At 43.6% G+C, this 20,387-nt stretch carries 17 protein-coding genes and 1 riboswitch; of the genes, 9 read left to right on the top strand and 8 right to left on the bottom strand.

Going from position 1 to position 20,387, the window contains the following annotated elements; all coding sequences use genetic code 11:
• Positions 1–29: 29 nt before the first annotated feature.
• From KFE17_00785 to KFE17_00765, 5 genes are all read right to left on the bottom strand, one after another.
• Positions 30–1,709 carry a glutamine--tRNA ligase/YqeY domain fusion protein gene (locus KFE17_00785; GenBank protein ID QUO32333.1) on the bottom strand — a complete coding sequence of 560 codons (1,680 nt, stop codon included), beginning with the start codon at positions 1,707–1,709 and terminating at the stop codon, positions 30–32.
• A gap of 133 nt (positions 1,710–1,842) precedes the next feature.
• On the bottom strand, positions 1,843–2,886 hold the full coding sequence (locus KFE17_00780) for a ribonucleotide-diphosphate reductase subunit beta (protein QUO32332.1): 1,044 nt from the start codon (positions 2,884–2,886) through the stop codon (positions 1,843–1,845).
• A 12-nt stretch (positions 2,887–2,898) separates the two neighbouring features.
• Positions 2,899–5,001 carry a ribonucleoside-diphosphate reductase subunit alpha gene (locus KFE17_00775; GenBank protein QUO33573.1) on the bottom strand — a complete coding sequence of 701 codons (2,103 nt, stop codon included), beginning with the start codon at positions 4,999–5,001 and terminating at the stop codon, positions 2,899–2,901.
• Positions 5,002–5,276: 275 nt separating this feature from the next.
• Positions 5,277–5,987 (bottom strand): NUDIX hydrolase, encoded by a 711-nt coding sequence (locus tag KFE17_00770; GenBank protein ID QUO32331.1) that lies wholly within the window; start codon positions 5,985–5,987, stop codon positions 5,277–5,279.
• Entirely contained in the window at positions 5,987–8,062 is a 2,076-nt protein-coding gene (locus tag KFE17_00765) for an elongation factor G (GenBank protein ID QUO32330.1), read from the bottom strand. Before KFE17_00765 ends, KFE17_00770 begins: the two co-directional genes overlap by 1 nt.
• Before the next feature lie 258 nt (positions 8,063–8,320).
• On the opposite strand from KFE17_00765, the gene KFE17_00760 reads away from it, so the two are divergent.
• The 3 genes from KFE17_00760 to KFE17_00750 are packed head-to-tail and all read left to right on the top strand — an operon-like array spanning position 8,321 to position 11,629.
• On the top strand, positions 8,321–9,418 hold the full coding sequence (locus tag KFE17_00760) for a prephenate dehydrogenase (protein QUO32329.1): 1,098 nt from the start codon (positions 8,321–8,323) through the stop codon (positions 9,416–9,418).
• A 14-nt stretch (positions 9,419–9,432) separates the two neighbouring features.
• Complete coding sequence (aroA, locus tag KFE17_00755; protein ID QUO32328.1) at positions 9,433–10,722, top strand: 3-phosphoshikimate 1-carboxyvinyltransferase; 1,290 nt, start codon at positions 9,433–9,435, stop codon at positions 10,720–10,722.
• Between the two features lie 16 nt (positions 10,723–10,738).
• Entirely contained in the window at positions 10,739–11,629 is an 891-nt protein-coding gene (locus KFE17_00750) for a radical SAM protein (GenBank protein QUO32327.1), read from the top strand.
• Between the two features lie 100 nt (positions 11,630–11,729).
• Here KFE17_00750 and KFE17_00745 read toward each other — a convergent pair whose 3' ends face one another.
• Positions 11,730–12,614, bottom strand: coding sequence for a LysR family transcriptional regulator (locus tag KFE17_00745; GenBank protein ID QUO32326.1), 885 nt, complete (start codon positions 12,612–12,614; stop codon positions 11,730–11,732).
• A gap of 156 nt (positions 12,615–12,770) precedes the next feature.
• Between KFE17_00745 and KFE17_00740 the strand changes: the two genes are divergently transcribed.
• From KFE17_00740 to KFE17_00730, 3 genes are read left to right on the top strand one after another with little or no spacing between them, the layout of a single operon-like run.
• Positions 12,771–14,282 carry a sulfatase-like hydrolase/transferase gene (locus KFE17_00740; GenBank protein QUO32325.1) on the top strand — a complete coding sequence of 504 codons (1,512 nt, stop codon included), beginning with the start codon at positions 12,771–12,773 and terminating at the stop codon, positions 14,280–14,282.
• Positions 14,283–14,295: 13 nt separating this feature from the next.
• Positions 14,296–14,931 (top strand): chromate transporter, encoded by a 636-nt coding sequence (locus tag KFE17_00735; GenBank protein QUO32324.1) that lies wholly within the window; start codon positions 14,296–14,298, stop codon positions 14,929–14,931.
• Positions 14,928–15,503, top strand: coding sequence for a chromate transporter (locus KFE17_00730; protein QUO32323.1), 576 nt, complete (start codon positions 14,928–14,930; stop codon positions 15,501–15,503). The genes KFE17_00735 and KFE17_00730 overlap by 4 nt, the downstream gene beginning before the upstream one ends.
• A 95-nt stretch (positions 15,504–15,598) precedes the next feature.
• Here the strand turns inward: KFE17_00730 and KFE17_00725 are convergent, their stop codons facing one another.
• Both KFE17_00725 and tdh read right to left on the bottom strand, forming a co-directional pair.
• Positions 15,599–16,801 (bottom strand): glycine C-acetyltransferase, encoded by a 1,203-nt coding sequence (locus KFE17_00725; protein ID QUO32322.1) that lies wholly within the window; start codon positions 16,799–16,801, stop codon positions 15,599–15,601.
• Between the two features lie 45 nt (positions 16,802–16,846).
• Positions 16,847–17,926, bottom strand: a complete 1,080-nt coding sequence (tdh, locus tag KFE17_00720; GenBank protein QUO32321.1) for an L-threonine 3-dehydrogenase — start codon at positions 17,924–17,926, stop codon at positions 16,847–16,849.
• 200 nt (positions 17,927–18,126) lie between these two features.
• A riboswitch (cobalamin riboswitch) is annotated at positions 18,127–18,381 on the top strand.
• Positions 18,382–18,555: 174 nt separating this feature from the next.
• Between tdh and KFE17_00715 the strand changes: the two genes are divergently transcribed.
• Genes KFE17_00715 through cbiQ form a run of 3 tightly spaced genes read left to right on the top strand, consistent with a single transcriptional unit; the run spans position 18,556 to position 20,387 of the window.
• Entirely contained in the window at positions 18,556–19,323 is a 768-nt protein-coding gene (locus KFE17_00715; GenBank protein ID QUO32320.1) for an energy-coupling factor ABC transporter permease, read from the top strand.
• Positions 19,307–19,621: an energy-coupling factor ABC transporter substrate-binding protein gene (locus tag KFE17_00710; protein ID QUO32319.1), complete on the top strand. Its 315-nt coding sequence runs from the start codon at positions 19,307–19,309 to the stop codon at positions 19,619–19,621. The genes KFE17_00715 and KFE17_00710 overlap by 17 nt, the downstream gene beginning before the upstream one ends.
• Positions 19,611–20,387, top strand: coding sequence for a cobalt ECF transporter T component CbiQ (gene cbiQ / locus KFE17_00705; GenBank protein QUO32318.1), 777 nt, complete (start codon positions 19,611–19,613; stop codon positions 20,385–20,387). Before KFE17_00710 ends, cbiQ begins: the two co-directional genes overlap by 11 nt.

The raw sequence follows: 20,387 nt of genomic DNA, 5'->3' as shown, positions 1-20,387 counted from the left end.
ACAGTCTGAGTCATCCTCTACTTGTTCTGCTATTTTGGTAACTTAAAAGAACTCTTCAGAGACACGATACGGTTAAATACAAGCGCATCCGGTCTTGAATCTTTTGCGTCTATACAATAGTAACCATTTCTCACAAACTGGTAGCTGTCATATGCTTTTGCCTCTTCAAAACTCGGTTCCAGATACGCATCTTTTATGATTGTAAGGGAATTCGGGTTCAAATTCAATGAACCATCTTCTTTGTTATAAACTCCCTTCTCCTCGTCTACAAGATTCTCATAAAGTCTGACTTCTGCTTTACATGCATACGGAGCCGGTACCCAGTGGATTGTTCCTTTTACTTTTCTTCCGGTAAATCCGCTTCCGCACTTTGTCTCCGGATCATAAGTACAATGTACTTCTACTACATTCCCATTTTCATCCTTTACGAAACTTTCGCATTTTACAAAGTATGCATGCATCAGGCGAACTTCATTGCCCGGGAAAAGACGGAAATACTTCTTCGGCGGTTCCTCCATAAAGTCTTCCCGTTCAATATATAATTCTCGACAGAATGGTACTTTACGGAAGCCCAGTTCTTCATTCTCCAGATTATTCTGAACATCCAGATATTCCACCTGTCCTTCAGGATAATTGTCGATCACAAGTTTGATCGGATCAAGCACTGCCATCATACGCGGACGCTTCATCTTCAAGTCTTCGCGGATACAGTATTCAAGCGCTGCATAATCAACGGAGCTCTGGCTCTTAGACACACCGCACATCTCCATGAACATCTTCAGGGATTCCGGTGTGAATCCACGGCGGCGAAGTGCTGCAATCGATACAAGACGCGGATCGTCCCATCCGTCTACAATTCCATCTTCTACAAGACGGCGGATATATCTCTTACCTGTCACCACATTCGTTAAATATAATTTTGCAAACTCAATCTGACGCGGCTTATTCTCAAATTCACATTCCTCTACAACCCAGTCATAAAGCGGACGATGATCTTCAAATTCCAATGTGCAGATAGAATGAGTAATTCCTTCCACTGCATCTTCGATTGGATGGGCAAAGTCATACATCGGATAAATGCACCACTTATTTCCTGTATTGTGATGCTCCATCCGTGCCACACGATAGATAATCGGATCACGCATATTAATATTCGGAGACGCCATATCAATCTTCGCACGAAGTACTTTCTCCCCGTCCGCGAATTCGCCGTTCTTCATCTTTTCAAACAATTCCAGATTCTCTTCTACAGAACGATCCCGATACGGGCTGTTCTTTCCAGGTTCTGTTAATGTTCCACGGTATTCACGGATCTCATCCGGTGTCAGATCACATACATAGGCTTTGCCTTTCTGAATGAGCTTTACCGCACACTCATACATCACATCAAAATAATCTGATGCGAAATATAAATGATCTTTCCAGTCTGCTCCAAGCCACTTGATATCCTCTTTAATTGATTCAACAAACTCTACCTTCTCTTTTGTCGGGTTCGTATCATCAAAACGCATATGGAATTCTCCATGATACTTCTGTGCCAGACCATAGTTCAGTAAAATAGACTTCGCATGTCCGATATGAAGATATCCGTTCGGCTCCGGTGGAAACCGTGTACAGACATGATCGTAAACGCCTTCCTGTAAATCTTTATCTATCTCCTGCTCAATAAAGTTTTTAGATACAACAGTTTCATTATTATTATTCTCCATGAGAATCCATCCTCCTCATTTGGTTCATTCGTATCAGATATTCTATCATAACATACACTTGACTGTCAATTTCCAGTCAAGACATTTTGCGATACATTTCTCCACTGCTTTCATTCTCTCTTACTTTCTTCCTTTACAGATCATCAATCAATGCAGTACTCTTTGCATATGCGGTACTTCGCGCCTCAAAGAAATCTGTTTTAATCATATTTGCATTGCTGTACTGACTTACCCAGCCCATGCTCTCCGGCTCTTCAAGATGTCCCTCGTAAATCGGTTCCAATCCGAGATTCTGGCAGCGGAGATTTCCGAGATACTGAATATAATCTGTAATCATCTGTTTTGTCAGACCTGAAATTCCATCGCCGATCACATAATGGCCCCATTTGATTTCCTGCTCGCATCCGGTACGGATCATCTGGCGGTACTCTTCTGTCCTTTCTTCTGTAAATAACTCCGGCTCTTCCTTCTGAAGCTCCCGGATCATATTACGAAATAGCCAGAGATGCGTATTTTCATCCCGATTGATATAGCGGATTTCCTGCGCAGATCCCGGCATTTTCTGATTCCGGCCAAGATTATAGAAAAACATAAAACCACTGTAGAAATAGATTCCTTCCAGAATATAATTTCCGATCACTGTTTTCATAAAGTTTTCTGCGCTTCGCTCTTCGAGAAATGCATTGTAAATATTTCCGATAAATGTGTTTCGCTCTAAAAGATGCACATCATTCTTCCACTGATAAAGCACTTCATTTCGTTTCTGCGGCTCGCAGATCGTATCCAGCATATAGCTGTAACTCTGACTGTGTACTGCTTCCTGAAATGCCTGGATCGTTAAACAGAGATTAATTTCATTCGCCGTAATAAATTCCCCAAGCGCCGGAAGATTGGCAGTCTGGATACTATCCAGAAACACAAGAAAGGACAAAATCTTATCGTATGCTCTTCGCTCTTCCTCTGTCAGCTTTGGATAATCCTTCACATCTGCTCCGAGATTAATTTCCTCCGGTACCCAGAAATTATTCATTGCCTGACGATACCAGTCACTTACCCATGTGTATTTCATATGATTAAAATCATTCAGATTTGTTGTATTGCCATTGATGATCCGGCGATTTCGCACGTCTGTGTCTCCCTCCGGACAAAACAGCGGTTTTCTTTTTAATTTATTCATTGTTCCTCCATTTTAGCTTGAGCAAACTTCGCACTCTTCTACTTCCAGGCTTCTTGATCTTACATAATAGATTGTCTTAACCTTCTCTTCCCATGCTTTGATATAAAGATTCAGCACACCTCGCAGCGTATATTCATTTGTAATATAAAGATTCATACTCTGAGCCTGATCAATATGTCTTTGCCGAACACCGCAGGCACGGACAGACCATGTCTGGTCAATCAAATATGCATTCTGGTAATACCAAAATGTCTCGGCTGAAAGTTCCGGCGCAAGACGCGGCACAATAGAATTCTTCTTTTCTTCCAGATAAAACCGGCTCATGACCGGATCTAACCCCGCCGTTGTTCCGGCGATCATACTTGTACTGCTTGTAGGTGCTGTCGCCATCAGGTACCCATTGCGAAGCCCGTAACAGTTTACTTCCTCTGCCAGCTTCTTCCAGCGTTCACTTTTATAGCCGCGGCGTTCAAAATATTTTCCATTCTCCCACTCGCTTCCCGGAAAATATGTATATGCCCCTTTCTCCTTTGCAATTTCCATACTCGCCCGGACTGCCGCATAATTAATCGTCTCAAACACACGATCCACATAAGAAAGATGTTGTTCTGATTCCCAGTCAATTTCCCGTTTGGCAAGCATATGGTGATATCCACTCACGCCAAGTCCGATCGGACGGTATTTCAGATTGTTCAGCTTTGCATATGGTACCGGAAAATAATTCAGATCAATCACATTATCCAGCGCCCGGACAGCATTTGCCGTAATGTCCATCAGTTCTTTCGGATCATCTGTATTAATCCTTCCAAGAGACAGACTTGCAAGATTACACACAACAAATTCTCCCGGTTTTGTCACTGTTACAACGACTTCTTCTCCATCGATCGTCTCAATCCTCTGTTCTACATCAAGAATCTCTGACATATTCTGCGCAATTTCTGTACAGAGATTGCTGCAGTAAATCATCCCACGGTGTTTATTCGGATTCGCTTCATTTACCGCATCCCGGTTAAAGGTGAACGGAGTTCCGGTCTCCACTGCACTTTTCAAAATGAGCCGGATCAGATCTTTCATTGGTATGATGCGCTTGTGAATCCTTTCATCTGCTATGCAGTCGAAATATTTCTCCTTCCATTCTTCTCCGTAACTATCCTCAAGTGCATATCCTTTTACTGTCAAAATTTCATGGGGACACATCAGATACCAGTCCTCTTCGATATGATCTCTTGCCATTTCCCAGAAATAATCAGGATAACACACTGCCGGAAATACATCGTGCGCCTTCAGGCGGTCATCTCCATTATTGGTGCGAAGCGCCAAAAATTCCGGAAGATCTCTGTGCCATGCGTCTAAATACACAGCCACCGCCCCCTGACGTACACCGAGCTGATCAACGGCTACTGCTGTATCATTTGCCAGCTTAATCCAGCGTATTACCCCACCGGCTGCTCCTTCAAATCCCCGGATCGTACTTCCATTCGCCCGAACCTTTCCGAAATACAAGCCCATACCGCCTCCGAATTTGCTTACCTTTGCAAAGTTATCAATGCTGCGGTAAATACCGTTCAGACTGTCCGGTACCGTATCAATAAAACAGGAAGACAGCTGATGATACGGTTTTCGCGCATTAGAAAGCGTTGGTGTTGCCATCGTTACCTTCAATGTACTTAACATATCATAAAATTTCTTTACCCAGAGAGTTCTGTCTTTCTTTTCTTTCATTGCAAGATGCATGGCAATTCCAAGAAACATTTCCTGTGGTGTCTCCAAAGGGACACCCTGTCTGCTTCGGATAACATAGCGCTCTAAAAGCAGCATCAGCCCGGAATAATTCAGTAATTTATCCCGCTGTAGTTCCATGTATTGTTCAAATTCATCAATTTCTTCTTTCGTGTATGCTTCCAGCATATATGCTCCGTAAAGCTTTTCTTCTGTGAGATAACGCAGTTTTTCATAGAAAGAATGAATCCCTGCCTTCTCCTCTGCCGCCTTCATCTCCCCCCGGAAATGCCAAAGACTAATTCGGGCAGCTACAAATTCCCACTTCGGTTCTTCCACTTTCGTAAGTTCCGCTGCTGCTTTCAAAAGCATCTGAACTTGTTCTTCTTCTGTCATATTTTCGCGGTACAATGTCTGAAACTTTTCTTTCAGCTTTTTCACAGCATATTCTTGTTCCGGGAAATCCTTCTCAAGTTCTTTATATAATCGTTCAAAATCCACCGTTGTTTCTCCTTTCTGTCACTGTACCATTTATACCACAACATATAGTGTGTTGCAATATTTTTTTCTCATTTTAGTTCTATATATATTACAGTTTTTATACAAGAAACGCTTAAAACATTGGAAAAAGGCAGATATCACTCATACGAGTCACACCTGCCCCTGTATTTTTAATCTTTCATTCTCTCTCTCAGAATCCACAGCGCATGAACAATGATCGCTGCATGATCTACCGCGATCTCACCGCCGTCTTCTACTGTAAAATCCCATTCCCGAATCAGTCCGATCCGCTCTTTCTGCCGTACTACTGCCCGCAGTGTAACCGCTTTTTCCTGACACGCAGCCAGCAGCTCATATCTGCGCACATTTTTGTCTTCCTCCCGGATTTCTTCCAATAAATTCAGGCGGATGGAAAACCATGCGGCATCTGCAGCATCATCTCCCGCTTCTACTTGAAGATCATCCTGCTTTACAAGAGCCATATAGGCTGTTGTGATGACTCTCGTGCGTGGATCGCGGTTCATCTTCCCATAAGTGGCAAACTGTTCCATCGAAAGTCCTGTCACATTTGTTTCTTCTTCCAGCTCTCGCTTCGCTGTCACATCCAGATCTTCTCTCATATTTGCAAATCCTCCCGGAAGTGCCCAATAACCGATAGAAGGGTGATTCCCCCGGCGGATCAAAAGCAGTTTCCATCCCGGAAAATCTTTTCTTAAATCTTCTTCTCTTTTATAAGAAAAGATGACTGCATCTGTTGTGCAGCTTGGCGTCTCATATCTGGCAGGATCATACTGCTCCAGAAATTCCTCCAGCGTCTTTCCCTCTGCATTTTTTTGCCCCGTTCCTAAAAACGGGGCAACATTTTCTAAAAATCTACTCATTATTCTTCTGCCTGACGGTTCGCAATCTCTTTCTCCTGTACATCTGACGGAGCCTGTTCATAGCGAACAAATTCATACTCATAAGAACCGCGTCCTGCTGTCATAGAGCGAAGCACTGTACAGTAACCGAACACACCTGTCATCGGAATCTCAGCTTCAATTACCTGTTTGCCGTTACCGACCGGATTCATTCCCATAACACGACCGCGGCGCTTATTCAGATCACCCATGACATCACCTGTGTTCTCGTCCGGAACAGTTACTTTTAAGTTGGCGATCGGCTCTAATAATACTGGGGATGCCTCCAGAATTCCTTTCTTAAATGCCTGAATCGTAGCTGTCTTAAATGCCATCTCAGAAGAATCCACCGGATGATAAGAACCATCGTACAGCACTGCTTTCACACCAACAACCGGATATCCGGCCAACGGTCCTTTCACAACAGATTCCTGAAGTCCTTTTTCAACTGCCGGGAAATAGTTCTTCGGAACAGCTCCTCCTACAACTTCTTCTTCAAATACATACGGTGTTTCCAAATCTCCTGAAGGTTCAAAACGCATCTTTACATGTCCGTACTGTCCATGACCTCCGGACTGTTTTTTATATTTGGAATCTACATCGGATTTCTTACGGATTGTCTCACGGAATGCAACCTTTGGTGTTTCCAATGTCACATCCACTTTATATCTGGAAGCAAGTTTGCTCACTGCAATCTCAAGATGCTGATCTCCCATACCATAGAGCAGTGACTGACGGTTCTCGCTGTCATTGACTGCTTTCAATGTTACATCTTCTGCCATCATCTTAGCAAGCGCCTGAGAAACTTTGTCCTCATCACCTTTTGTCTTAACAACATATTTCATATATGTATACGGAACAGAGTATTCTGTCTTTCCGTACATAATCTGTGTTGATTTTGTAGAAAGTGTATCTCCTGTCTTTGTGGATGCCAGTTTCGCAATAGCGCCGATATCACCTGCATGAAGTTCCGATACTTCGATCGGCTTATTACCGCTCATCACATATAGCTTTCCGAGTTTCTCATCTGCATCTGCTGACGCATTGTAAAGTGTATCTTCTCCTTTTAATACTCCGGAACATACTTTAATAAAGGAATACTTTCCAATAAACGGATCTACCATTGTCTTAAATACATATGCACTCTTTGATTTTGCGAAATCATAGTTCGCTTCAAAAATCTCATTCGTTGTACGCTTAATACCTGCACATTCTCTCTTATCCGGACTCGGGAAAAATCTTACAATATCAGATAATAAGTTCGCAACACCCTGAGCCTCAAGATTTGATCCCATACCAACCGGAACAATGCTTCCATCCATAACATTGGAACGAAGCGCAGCTCTTACTTCTTCTGTAGAGAATTCTTCGCCATTGAAATAGCGTTCCATAAATTCTTCACTCGTTTCAGCTACTGCTTCCAATAATTTCTCGCGGTATTTCTCCACATACGGAACGATATAATCCGGCATCTCACACTCTTCACGCTCTGCAATTCCGGTAAATCTTCTTGCCGCATTTTTAATAATATTGACATATCCTACAAGTTTTTCATTCTCACGGAACGGAACAGCTCTCGGGGCAATTACCTTTCCGTATTTCGCTGTCAATTCTTCCACTACTTCACGGAAACTTGCATCATCAACATCCATCTCCGTTACATAGATCATACGCGGTAAATGATATTTCTCACAGAGTTCCCACGCCTTCTCTGTTCCAACCTGCACGCCGGCTTTACCGGATACAACAATGATTGCTGCATCTGCTGCACTGACTGCTTCTTCTACTTCTCCGACAAAGTCAAAATATCCAGGAGTATCGAGAATATTGATCTTTGCTTTCTCCCACTCCAGGGGAATCAAACTTGTGCTGATAGAAAATTCGCGTTTCTGTTCCTCTTTATCAAAATCACTGACAGTATTGTGGTCTGTAATTTTACCCATGCGGTTTGTCGCTCCGGATACATACAGCATTGCCTCAACAAGACTTGTTTTACCGCTTCCGCCATGTCCTAAAAGTACCACGTTTCTGATCTCATCGGTTCTATACACTTTCATAATTCACGCTGCCTCCTTGCATGTCATCTTAATAGCTATATTGTACTAAAATTTTTATGATTTTACAACTATTTTATGTAAAATATACAATTTTTCTTTTTCACTTTCTCACTTTAAAGTGGCGTTGCATTGACAAATGCAGAAAAATACAATAAAATAACAGTACATAGCTTGATTCCGGCATCTGAAAGAAACGATTCTCACACAATCTGGAACAGATGTCCGGAAAACGGCGCACAAAGAAAGGACTCAACACCTATGACACTTAACAAAATCGGATTTATCGGACTTGGCCTGATCGGCGGCTCCATCGCCAAAGCAGTCCGGCAATACTATCCTGACTGTGAAATTACAGCCTTTGACAAAAGCAAAGAGACGCTGGCGCTGGCGCTGCAGGAAAATGTCATAACAGCATCCTGCAGTACGATAGACGACAGTTTCCGGGGATGTGACTTTGTATTTCTCTGTACTCCGGTTTCTTATAATAATGCATATTTAAAACAAATCTGCCGATATCTTGATGAAAATACACTCCTTACAGATGTCGGCAGTGTAAAAACTTCTATCCATGAAGAAGTGAAGGCCCTCGGACTTGACAGACAGTTTATCGGTGGTCATCCAATGGCCGGCTCCGAAAAAAGCGGTTACAGCAACTCCAAGGCGTTCCTTATTGAAAATGCCTACTATGTCATCACTCCTTCTGACACGGTACCGGAAGAGCGGATTCAGACCTTTCAGGAGCTGATTTTATCCTTGCGGGCAATTCCGATCCGGCTCAATTACCGGCAGCATGATCAAATTACCGGAATGATCAGCCATCTTCCCCATATTATTGCATCCGGCCTTGTAAATTTTGTAAAGGAACAGGATGACAGCAATCAGCTTATGAAAATGCTTGCTGCAGGAGGATTTAAAGACATCACAAGGATCGCTTCCTCTTCTCCAACAATGTGGGAGCATATCTGTCTTCTGAATCAGGAATATATTTCCGAGATTCTTTCAGAATACATTGCCTCCCTTGAGAAAATAAAAGCACTTGTCGATACCTCTGATGCGGACAAACTCCATTCTTTTTTTGCTGAAGCAAGAGAATACCGCAATTCCATGCCGGAGATTTCTGCCGGACCTATCAAGAAATCTTTCTCTATCTATTGTGATCTGATCGACGAAGCCGGAGGAATTGCTGCCATTGCAACCATTCTTTCTGCATCCGGTATCAGTATTAAGAACATTGGTATTCTGCATAACCGGGAATTTGAAGACGGAGTCCTGCATATTGAGTTTTACGACGAGGCAGCATCGGATCATGCCGCTGCCCTGCTGGAGAAATATCATTATATTATATACAGACGTTAAAGGAGGACAAACCGATGAAGTTTCATCCGATTTCTCATCTGTCCGGTACCGTAACGGTTCCGGGCGACAAATCCATTTCCCACCGTGCTGTTATGTTCGGCTCACTTGCACAGGGAAATACAACAATTACAAATTTTCTGCCAGGCGCTGACTGCCGCTCTACCATCCAGTGTTTTTGCAGTATGGGAATCGAAATCGAGCATAGCGGTACCAATGTAACCGTTCATGGACAGGGATTGTATGGGCTGCGAAAGCCGGAAACGCTGCTGGATGTCGGTAACAGCGGAACAACTACCCGTCTTCTGTCCGGAATTCTGGCAGGACAGCAATTTTCTTCTGTTCTTTCCGGCGACCATTCTCTGAACAGCCGTCCCATGGGACGAATCATACGTCCGCTTTCAGAGATGGGAGCTTCTATTAAAAGCCTGAAAGGAAACGGGTGCGCCCCTCTTCAGATTGATCCGGGAACACTTCACGGAATTCACTATCTTTCTCCCGTTTCTTCTGCTCAGGTAAAATCTGCCGTACTTCTGGCAGGACTTTATGCGGACAGCGAAACAAAAGTAACGGAACCGGCACTCTCCAGAGATCATACGGAACGAATGCTGAAATCTTTTGGCGCTGATATCACTTCGATGGTACACAGCGACGGCAGTGCCAGTGCATCCATCTTTCCTTGCAGCGACCTGTATGCACAGGACATTTGTGTACCGGGAGATATTTCTTCTGCCGCTTATTTTATCGCAGCAGGTCTTCTCGTACCGGATTCCGAGATTCTGATCCGCAATGTGGGAATCAATCCTACCAGAGCAGGAATTCTTGATGTATGCCGGAACATGGGCGCTGACATTACCTTTGTCAACAAACACACGGATCAGGAACCAACTGCTGATCTGCTTGTCCGTACGAGCAAACTCCACGGAACAACCATCGAAGGGGCACTCATTCCATCTCTCATTGATGAAATTCCAATGATCGCAGTCATGGCAGCTGCCGCAGAAGGAGTTACCGTCATCAAAGATGCACAGGAATTAAAGGTAAAAGAGACTGACCGGATTGCAACAGTAACTGAAGGACTTCAGGCAATGGGCGCTGACATTACCCCGACAGAAGACGGTATGATTATCCGGGGCGGACAGCCGCTCCACGGCGCACAGATCAACAGCTATCTGGATCACCGCATTGCAATGGCATTTTCCATTGCCGGACTAATTGCAGATGGAACTACCTCCATTGACAGCAGTCACTGTGTTGATGTATCTTATCCGACATTTTTTGAAACACTGCGCTCACTTAGCCAGTAATCTGAAAGGAGTTTTTATGACACGAGAAGAACTATACGCATCTATTTATACCCACGACACCATTTATCAGCCCCCCTGGGAAGAAGGTGTTCCTGCACTGGAAGTAGCCCTTGGCTGCAGTTGGCACAAATGCCTTTTCTGTGATTTCGCCAAAGATCCCTTTCAGATTCATCCCCTGGATAAGATTGAGCATAATATGAAGATCCTCGGACAACTCCGTCCTGATGCCGAACGACTCTTTCTATTAGGCGAAAATGCATTCGCAATCTCTTCTGATATTCTTTATCGGATTTTCGATATGACTGACAAGTATATGCCTCATGTATATGAATTCTCTATGTATGCACGCATTGACGATGTTCTTCGCAAGACCGATGAAGAGCTCCAAATGCTGCATAAAATGGGATTATCCATGCTTCACATCGGTGTAGAATCCGGAAGTGATTCAATTCTTGCACTGATGAATAAAGGCATTACGTCTTCACAGACAGTTTCTGCCCTGAACCGCCTGGACAGAATCGGCATTGATTACTGTGTTACTGTAATTCTTGGCCTTGGAGGGCGTACTTACCGAAATCTCCATGCCATCGAAACCGCCCGTATGCTGAACCGTACACATCCAAAGAATATCTGGTGCCTGAAATTAAAAGTATGGGAACATACGCCTCTGGAAAAGATGGTAAAAAGAGGAGAGTTTGATCCTATGACACCGGAGGAAATCCTTCTGGAAGAACGTATTCTTCTGGAGAATCTCCATGTGACCGGATGCAGTTATGTAGATTCCACTGTTCTTGATGCTTACACAATCCAGGGAGATCTTCCTGAACAAAAGGAATCTATGCTGCGTGCAATCAATAATTTACTTGCCTTCAATTGGGGAAAAACAACTCCAACTGTTATTCGCTAACTCCGGATTACTTTATACAAATAAACCACTTTATAAAAGAGCCACACCCTGATCTGATCATGGTCTGGCTCTTTTATCTATCACCTCAGTGTTTTTTCATCTATTCCTGTTTTAGTTCTTCTTCCAGCAGTCTCATAATTTCCTTTGCTTCTTTTGAGAGCACTTTCTTTTTATGATGGATCACATGAAATCGTCTCCTGAAATAAGCGTCTGACAATTTCAAAACTCCTACCTGTTCCTCCATATGCTCCATTTTCAGAAACTGCTGTGGAATAATGGTAATCCCGATTCCTTTCGCCGCTGCCTGCAAAAGCGCCACTGTGCTGGTACTCTCCCAGAGTGGTGTTACTGAAAAATTATGCAGAAGAAATACACTGTCTATCACGGCCCTTGTTCCACTGTTCTTTTCCCGCAGAAGAAAGTTCTCTTCTGCAAGATCTTTCAGCAGCAAATGTTCTTTTTGCAGCAACGGATGTTCCCTGTGACAGACAATGCAAAGTTCTTCTTCCCGAAGCATCTCCACCGCCAAATGCTCTGAGTGTACCGGTCCCTCAACAAAACAAAAATCCAGCTCATTTTCCAGAAGCGCTGCCTCCAAAAGCTCTGTACTGTTCACCTGTGTCTGAATCCGAAGATCCGGAAACTGTTTCATTGCCTTCGCAATGGTATTTGGCATATAGTAGACACCCATCGTCATGCTGGCGCCAATCCGGATTTTCTTCTGAAAGGTATCTCTTCTAAGTGTCTGTTCCATCTCTCCCATCAATTCTAAAATGGATGATGCATACTGATATGCAGTCTCGCCCGCCTCTGTAATAAAAAGTTTTCTGGAAATCCGTTCAAACAGCTGCTGTCCATAATACTCTTCCAGCTCTCTAAGTGCAAGACTGACTGCCGGCTGAGACATATAGAGTTCTCTGGCTGCTCCTGTCACACTTTTCTGCCTGCAAATTTCCACAAAAATCCGCAAATGTTTCAAAGTCATTTCTATTTTCCCTCCCATGACATATCACGCCCATTCTTTTATACAGATTAATTTATATTATTTTTCATATATATATTATATTATAATACTATTTTACTTATAGAACAAGAAAGGTTATGATAAGAACAGAGTAAAAACTGAGGAGGCAGATATCATATGAAACAGCCAAATATTTTATGGATTACAAGCGATCAGCAACATTTTTCAACTCTCGGTATCTTGAATGACAAGATCAAAACTCCGAATCTTGACCGGCTTGCAAGAGAAGGGATGCTCTTTGACCGCACCTATTGTCCAAACCCAACCTGTACACCGACCCGGGCATCTTTGATCACCGGAAAGTATCCATCCCAGCACGGCGGATGGACGTTGGGAACAAAAATGCCGGAAACTGAACCAACGATAGGCTCCTATTTAGCAAAAGAAGGCTATCAGACAGCGCTTGTCGGCAAAGCACATTTCCAGCCGAATCTGACAACAGATGAATTTCCTTCCCTGGAGTCTATGCCGCTCCTTCAGGATCTTGATTTCTGGAAGAATTTTCACGATCCATTCTATGGGTTTGACCATGTAGAGCTTGCACGAAACCATACAAACGAATTTCTTGTCGGACAGCACTACGCACTTTGGATGGAGGAAAAGGGCTGCAAAAACTGGCGCGACTACTTTACTGCACCAACGGGAACCATGTCGAAAGATCAAAAATATCACTGGGATATTCCGGAAGAATTCCATTATGACACATGGATTGCCGAACGAAGCAATGCTCTTTTAGAAGAATACAGCAAATCTGACAAACCATTCTTCCTCTGGAGCAGTTTCTTTGATCCGCATCCGGACTATCTTGCACCTTCTCCGTGGGATACCATGTATGATGATATTGATCTGGACGTACCGGACGTTGTTCCCGGAGAACACGATCACAATCCGCCGCATTTTCAGCTGACGCAAGATCCGAATGCTGATTTTTCTTCCTGGCAGGAAAGTGGTTTCTTCTGCCACGGAATGCATTCCCATGCAAATATTTCCAGAGAAACGGCTCGAAAGAATATGTCTGTCTACTACGGAATGGTCTCTCTAATGGATAAATACATCGGAAAAATTCTCGATAAATTGGATGAACTGGGACTTACAGATAATACCCTTGTCATCTTCACAACAGACCACGGACATTTCTTTGGTCAGCATGGTCTCCACGCCAAAGGGCCTTTCCTGTACGAAGATATGATCAAAGTACCGATGATCGCGCGTTTCCCGGGACAGATTCCTGCCGGTACAAGAAATACTGCTATCCAGTCACTTGTGGATATCGCTCCAACCTGCCTGGACTTCTGCGGACTTCCAATTTCCCGCACAATGGCCGGTCTCAGCGAAAAAGATGTCTGGTGTGGGCAGAAGGACTTTGTCCGGGATCACGCCATCTGCGAACATCACCATGAACCTACGACAATTCATCTGAAGACTTATGTAGATACGCGCTATAAACTGACAGTCTACTATAACCAGACATATGGGGAACTGTTTGATTTGGAAAATGATCCGCAGGAACTCCATAATCTCTGGGATGATCCGAATTCACAGTCATTAAAACAGGAACTTTTATTGAAATATATCTGGGCAGAACTTGGCAAAGAAATTATGTGGATGCCGCGCATTTCAAATGCATAATCGGAGCAGACTTATGAAAAATTATTTAGAAAATTCAAAAACAACAACCTCTTCCGCTCTTCCGGGCGGACTTCGCACCTGCCTTACGCTTTTCTGGTCGATGCTGACAATCAGCACCTTTACCTTTGGAGGCGGCTTTGTCATTATCTCGTTAATGAAGAAAAAATTTGTAGAAGATCTCCACTGGCTTACAGAAGAAGAAGTGCTGGATCTGACTGCCATCGCGCAGTCAGCTCCCGGAGCACTGGCAGTCAATGCCGCTATTATCTTTGGATATCGTATCAAAAAACTGCCCGGCGCCATTGCCGCAGTACTTGGCACGATCATTCCACCGGTAGCTATTATTTCTCTGATTTCCATCTGTTATGAACAGTTCCGTGATAATCGCATTATCGCACTGGCGCTTCAAGTTATGAGAGCTGGTGTAGCAGCCGTTATTTTCGATGTTGTGATCACTCTGATTGAAAATCTGTTTCATGCAAAACAGCCATTTCTTATTCTTTTGGCTGCTGCAGCATTTACAGCTTCCTTTTTCTTTCAAGTTAGTTCCATCGTCATCATTCTAATCTGTGCAGTCATCGGACTTCTGATGACACTTCGAAAGAAATACCACACCAACACCGTTGAGAAAGGGGGAAGGGCATCATGATTTTAGCAGAACTGTACGCATGCTTTTTTCAAATCGGTCTGTTCAGCTTCGGTGGCGGCTATGCTGCAATGTCTCTCATTCAGAACCTTGTTGTCAATACCCATCACTGGCTTGCAATGGACGAGTTTGTAGATTTGATTACCATTGCAGAAATGACTCCCGGGCCCATCGCAGTAAATGCCGCAACCTTTGTCGGACAGCGTCTTGGCGGTATGACAGGCGCCATTGTTTGTACCCTTGGATGTATTACGCCATCTCTTATCATCGTACTGCTCCTGTCATGGCTGTACTGTAAATACAAAAACCTGGACATTGTTCAAGGCGTTCTTGGCGGTCTTCGTCCGGCTATTGTTTCTATGATCGCAGGCGCTGCCTGTACCATTTTCATTCTTGCAGTTTTTAATTCCGACCTTGCCGGAATTCAATTAGATCATTTTCACGGAATCGAATTTCTGCTTTTTGCAGTCGGACTCTTCCTTCTCCGGAAATTCCGTCTAAATCCAATTCTCATTATTTTTGGAAGCGGTATCGCCGGAACTCTTTTATATGCAGCTGCAGATTTATTTTCTTAACTGTATTTCATTCATAAGCAAACAGGCAGAGCGCCTGCCGGAATTTATTTCATTCCGAAGCGTTCTGCCTGTTTTTTCTTTATATAATACGAACCTTATTTATTCAATCCCATTTCTTCTCTTACTTCGATGAAGCATTTTACGATGAAATCAATATCTTCTTTTGTATGGCTTGCACAAACCTGTGTACGGATTCTTGCTTTTCCCTTCGGTACTACCGGATAAGAGAATGCTACTACATAAACACCTTTTGCTCTCATACGTTCTGCAAATTCAGCTGCTGTTACTTCATCATATAACATAACCGGTACACATGGATGTGTTCCCATGATAATATCAAATCCGTTATCTACCAGTTTCTGACGATAGTAAGCTGTTGTTTCTTCCAGATGATCGCGAAGCTCTGTACTTTCTTCTAACATATTGAACATCTCAATACTTGCACCTGCAATTGCCGGAGCAAGAGAGTTAGAGAATAAGTACGGACGGCTTCTCTGACGGAGAAGATCAATGATTTCTTTACGTCCTGATGTGTATCCGCCTGATGCTCCACCAAGCGCTTTTCCTAAAGTACCTGTGATAATGTCAACACGTCCTTCAACACCACAATGTTCTGCTGTTCCACGTCCATGCGCTCCAACAAATCCAACTGCATGGCTGTCGTCAACCATAACAAGCGCATTGTATTTGTCTGCCAAATCACAAACACCTTTTAAGTTACAAATGATACCGTCCATAGAGAACACACCATCTGTAGCGATTAATTTGATTCTTGCTCCGGCTTCATCAGCTTCTTTTAATTTTGCTTCCAGATCTTCCATGTTGTTGTTTTTGTAGCGGAAACGTTTTGCTTTACATAAACGAACACCATCGATGATAGAAGCATGATTTAATTCATCACTGATAACAGCGTCATCTGCTGTTAAGATTGTTTCAAATAATCCGCCGTTTGCATCGAAGCAGGAAGAATACAGGATTGTATCATCTGTTCCGAGGAAGCTTGAAATCTTTGCTTCCAGCTGTTTATGGATATCCTGTGTACCACAGATGAAACGTACAGATGCAACTCCGTATCCTCTTTCATCATAAGTTCTCTTAGCAGCATCGATCAGTCTCTGATTGTCGCCAAGTCCAAGATAGTTATTTGCACACATATTAATAACTTCTCTTCCGTCTTCTAATTTTACCTTTGCGCTCTGCGGGGAAACAATCGGAGCTTCTCCTTTGAATAAACCTGCTGCTTTAATGTCTTCTACTTCTTTTGTGTAGATACTTAAAATGTCGTTTTTACGTGCCATTTCGAACTCAATCCTTTCTATCTTCTGCGTCTCTTATCTCTGTTCTTAAACTTCCTGAGACTGTTCTTCTAATTGATCAAGGTCTTCCCAGTTCAGGATTACTTTTCCTGACTGTCCGGAGATCATTGCGTTAAATCCTTCTTTGTAATCTTTGATATTCAGTCTGTGTGTGATGATACCGGAAATGTCAAGTCCTGCCTGAATCATTGTTGTCATCTTATACCATGTATCCCATACTTTACGTCCGTAAATACCGCGGATGTTCAGACCATTCCAGATAACTGTCTCCCAGTTGATCTGTGCATCCGGTCTCTGAAGTCCTAAAACTGCAATCTTTCCGCCGTGTTTCATGTTATCGATCATATCTCTGAAACCTGCTGCTGCTCCTGACATTTCCATTCCGACGTCAAAGCCTTCCTTCATACCGATCTCTGCCATAACATCTGTCAGTTTTTCATTTGCAAGGTTCACTGTTCTTGTTGCACCAAGCTTCTTCGCAAGGTCAAGACGATACTGGTTGAAATCTGTGATAACAACATGTCTTGCGCCTGCAAACTTAGCAATTGCAGCTGCCATAATACCGATCGGACCGGCTCCTGTGATCAGGACGTCCTCTCCTAATACATCATAAGAAAGTGCTGTATGTGTTGCATTTCCGAATGGATCAAAAATTGCATACATTTCTTCCGGAATTTCAGGATTTGTCGGCCATACGTTAGATGCCGGGATCACAAGATATTCTGCAAATGCGCCATCGCGGTTTACGCCAACACCTTTTGCATCTTTACAGTTCTCTTTGTGTCCTTCCAGACAGTTACGGCATTGTCCGCATACAATGTGTCCTTCACCAGATACAATATCGCCGATCTTAAAGCCCTGTACGCCAGATCCCATCTCTACGATCTCTCCAACATATTCATGTCCGGCTGTCTGTCCTACTGCAATTGTATGCTGTGCCCATTCATTCCACTGATAGATATGTACGTCTGTTCCGCAGATTGCTGTCTTATGGATCTTAATCTTCACATCATTTGTACCTACTTCCGGAACCGGTACTTTCTTTAATGCTAATCCCGGGGCTGCTTCAGCTTTTACAAGTGCCCACATTGTGTTCTGTTCGCTCATGATAATCTCTCCTGTTCTTATGAATTATCTATTGTTTCATTTGACTTCATCATAACTCATTCTACTGAAAATTTCAAGCATTTTCTTCTTTCTCACGCGAACATTTTCATCTAAATGTTTTTGTACTACGCACACGAACGGATGTCTGTCACAGAAAATCATATTTGACTTTCCAACAGAAAAATGCTATTCTGATGCTTGAGAATTTAATGTATTCAGGTGCTTATTCTGTCTCCGGACAGGAATAAGATAATAGGGAAATGAGTGCGAATCTCATACGGTCCCGCCGCTGTGACGCAGGAAGCTTTGCATTTGCCACTGGAGCTGTTTCTACATATTACTAAGAGACGTTCCGGGAAGGCGCATTGCTGCAGATGCCGGTTCTATATTTATATGACAGAACTGCCGCATCCTACTGCCAAGTCAGAAGACCTGCCTGTATCTGCATGTGCATCGAATTGTTACGAGCGATAGCAATCCGGCGTTAAATGAAGTCTTTTGGGACTTCTGCTTTTTGTGTACCCGGATATTTTGTCCGGCTTTTTTCTTTTTTAATTATTCTGACTGACCGGCAAATCTTCCGCACACCCAGAGAGTATCTCCTAATACTATTTTAAGGAGGTTTCACTATGAAACAACGTATCAACAAACGCATGTTGCTGCTGTCTCTTCTTGCCTGCTCTCTTCTGGCAGCACCGACAGCAAATGCCATGCACATCATGGAAGGATATCTCCCGGCAGGTTACTGTATTGCATGGGGTATCATCTGTCTTCCGGTTCTGTTCTTTGGATTTCGTTCCATTCAGAACTGTATTCACAATAACCGCCGTGCACTGACACTGCTTGCCATGTCCGGAGCATTTATCTTCGTGATCTCATCGCTGAAGATCCCGTCTCTGTCCGGAAGCTGTTCCCATATGACAGGAACCGGTCTCGGAGCAATTTTATTCGGTCCTTCCGCAGTTAGTATTCTTGGCCTGATCGTTCTTTTATTTCAGGCACTCCTTCTCGCCCACGGCGGACTGACTACACTTGGAGCAAATACATTCTCCATGGCCATCGCAGGACCATTTGTATCCTACGGCATTTTCCAGCTCTGCAAGAAAACAAAGCTCAATCACCGTGTGAGCATTTTCCTTGCGGCTTTTTTCGGAGATCTCTTTACTTACTGTATTACCAGTTTCCAGCTTGCCCTTGCATATCCGTCTGCCGAAGGCGGTATCATGGCTTCTGCTGCGAAATTCCTCGGTGTGTTTGCTCCAACACAGCTGCCGCTTGCCGTCATCGAAGGAATTCTGACCGTAGTTGTTATGATCGGACTGGAAACTTATTCCAAACCTGAGCTTCGCGCTCTTGGTTTCCTGAAAGGAGGAACTTCTCATGTCGAAAACAACTAAAAAAGTACTGTTGCTTCTTTTCCTTGTCATTGTCATCGCAGTGCTTCCGCTTATTCTTAACAGAAATGCAGAATTTGGCGGTTCAGACGATGCCGGAAGTGTTATGGTAGAAGAAATCAACGGTTCTTCTTATGAGCCGTGGTTCACGCCTGTCCTGGAGTCCATACTTGGCGGAGAACTCCCTGGTGAGATTGAAAGCCTGATTTTCTGCCTGCAGACAGGAATCGGCGTAGGTGTTTTTGCTTTCTTCATGGGAAGATTCGTAGAGCGCAGGAAATGGATGCGGGATGATGATTGATACGCTATGCTATTACTCCCATCTGCGAAATGTCAATACATCGTTAAAGCTTTTTGCTTCTGTCATAAGCCTTATCCTTTGTATTGCCAGTCGCTCCGTACTGATTGCAATGATAACTTTTTCCGCAGCCACAGTGCTTACTGTGGTTTGCGGAAAAATCAGCCTTTGCAAGTATTTAAAGCTGCTTCGCATCCCGCTTGTGTTTCTTTTTATCGGAACATTAACCATCATTGTTAATGTCTCTCCCACGCCAATGGATGCTTTTGCCATTTCCATCGGTTCATTTTATCTGACGGGTTCTGTGACAGATATTTTCTTTTGCCTCCGGCTGATCTGCACTGCTTTTGCCAGCGTCAGCTGCCTTTACTTTCTTGCTCTTAGCACCCCTGTCACAGATTTGGTACTGGCGCTTCGCCGATTCCATATTCCACCGCTGCTAATTGAACTAATGCTTTTAGTCTACCGCTTTATCTTCTTGCTGCAAGAGATTGCACATCAGATTTCTGTCGCTCAAAAATCCCGACTTGGAAACTGCAATTACCGGACTTCTCTCCGATCCTTCGGAGCATTACTCTCAGCGCTTTTTATTCGCAGTGTACGCCAATCCGGTATTCTGTTTGATGCGCTGGAAGCCAGGGGATATCACGGCGAGATACAGGTACTGGAAGAAGTGGTTCCTCCCCGTCGCCATGAAATCTTTCTTTTTATCATATTTGAACTGTCCCTCATCCTGCTGTGGATGCTGGAAGTATTGTTATGGAGGTAA

It is taken from the genome of Faecalicatena sp. Marseille-Q4148 (genome assembly GCA_018228665.1).
In the GTDB taxonomy this organism is placed as follows: Bacteria; Bacillota; Clostridia; order Lachnospirales; family Lachnospiraceae; genus UBA9414.
This window is presented reverse-complemented; position numbering and strand designations above follow the sequence as displayed.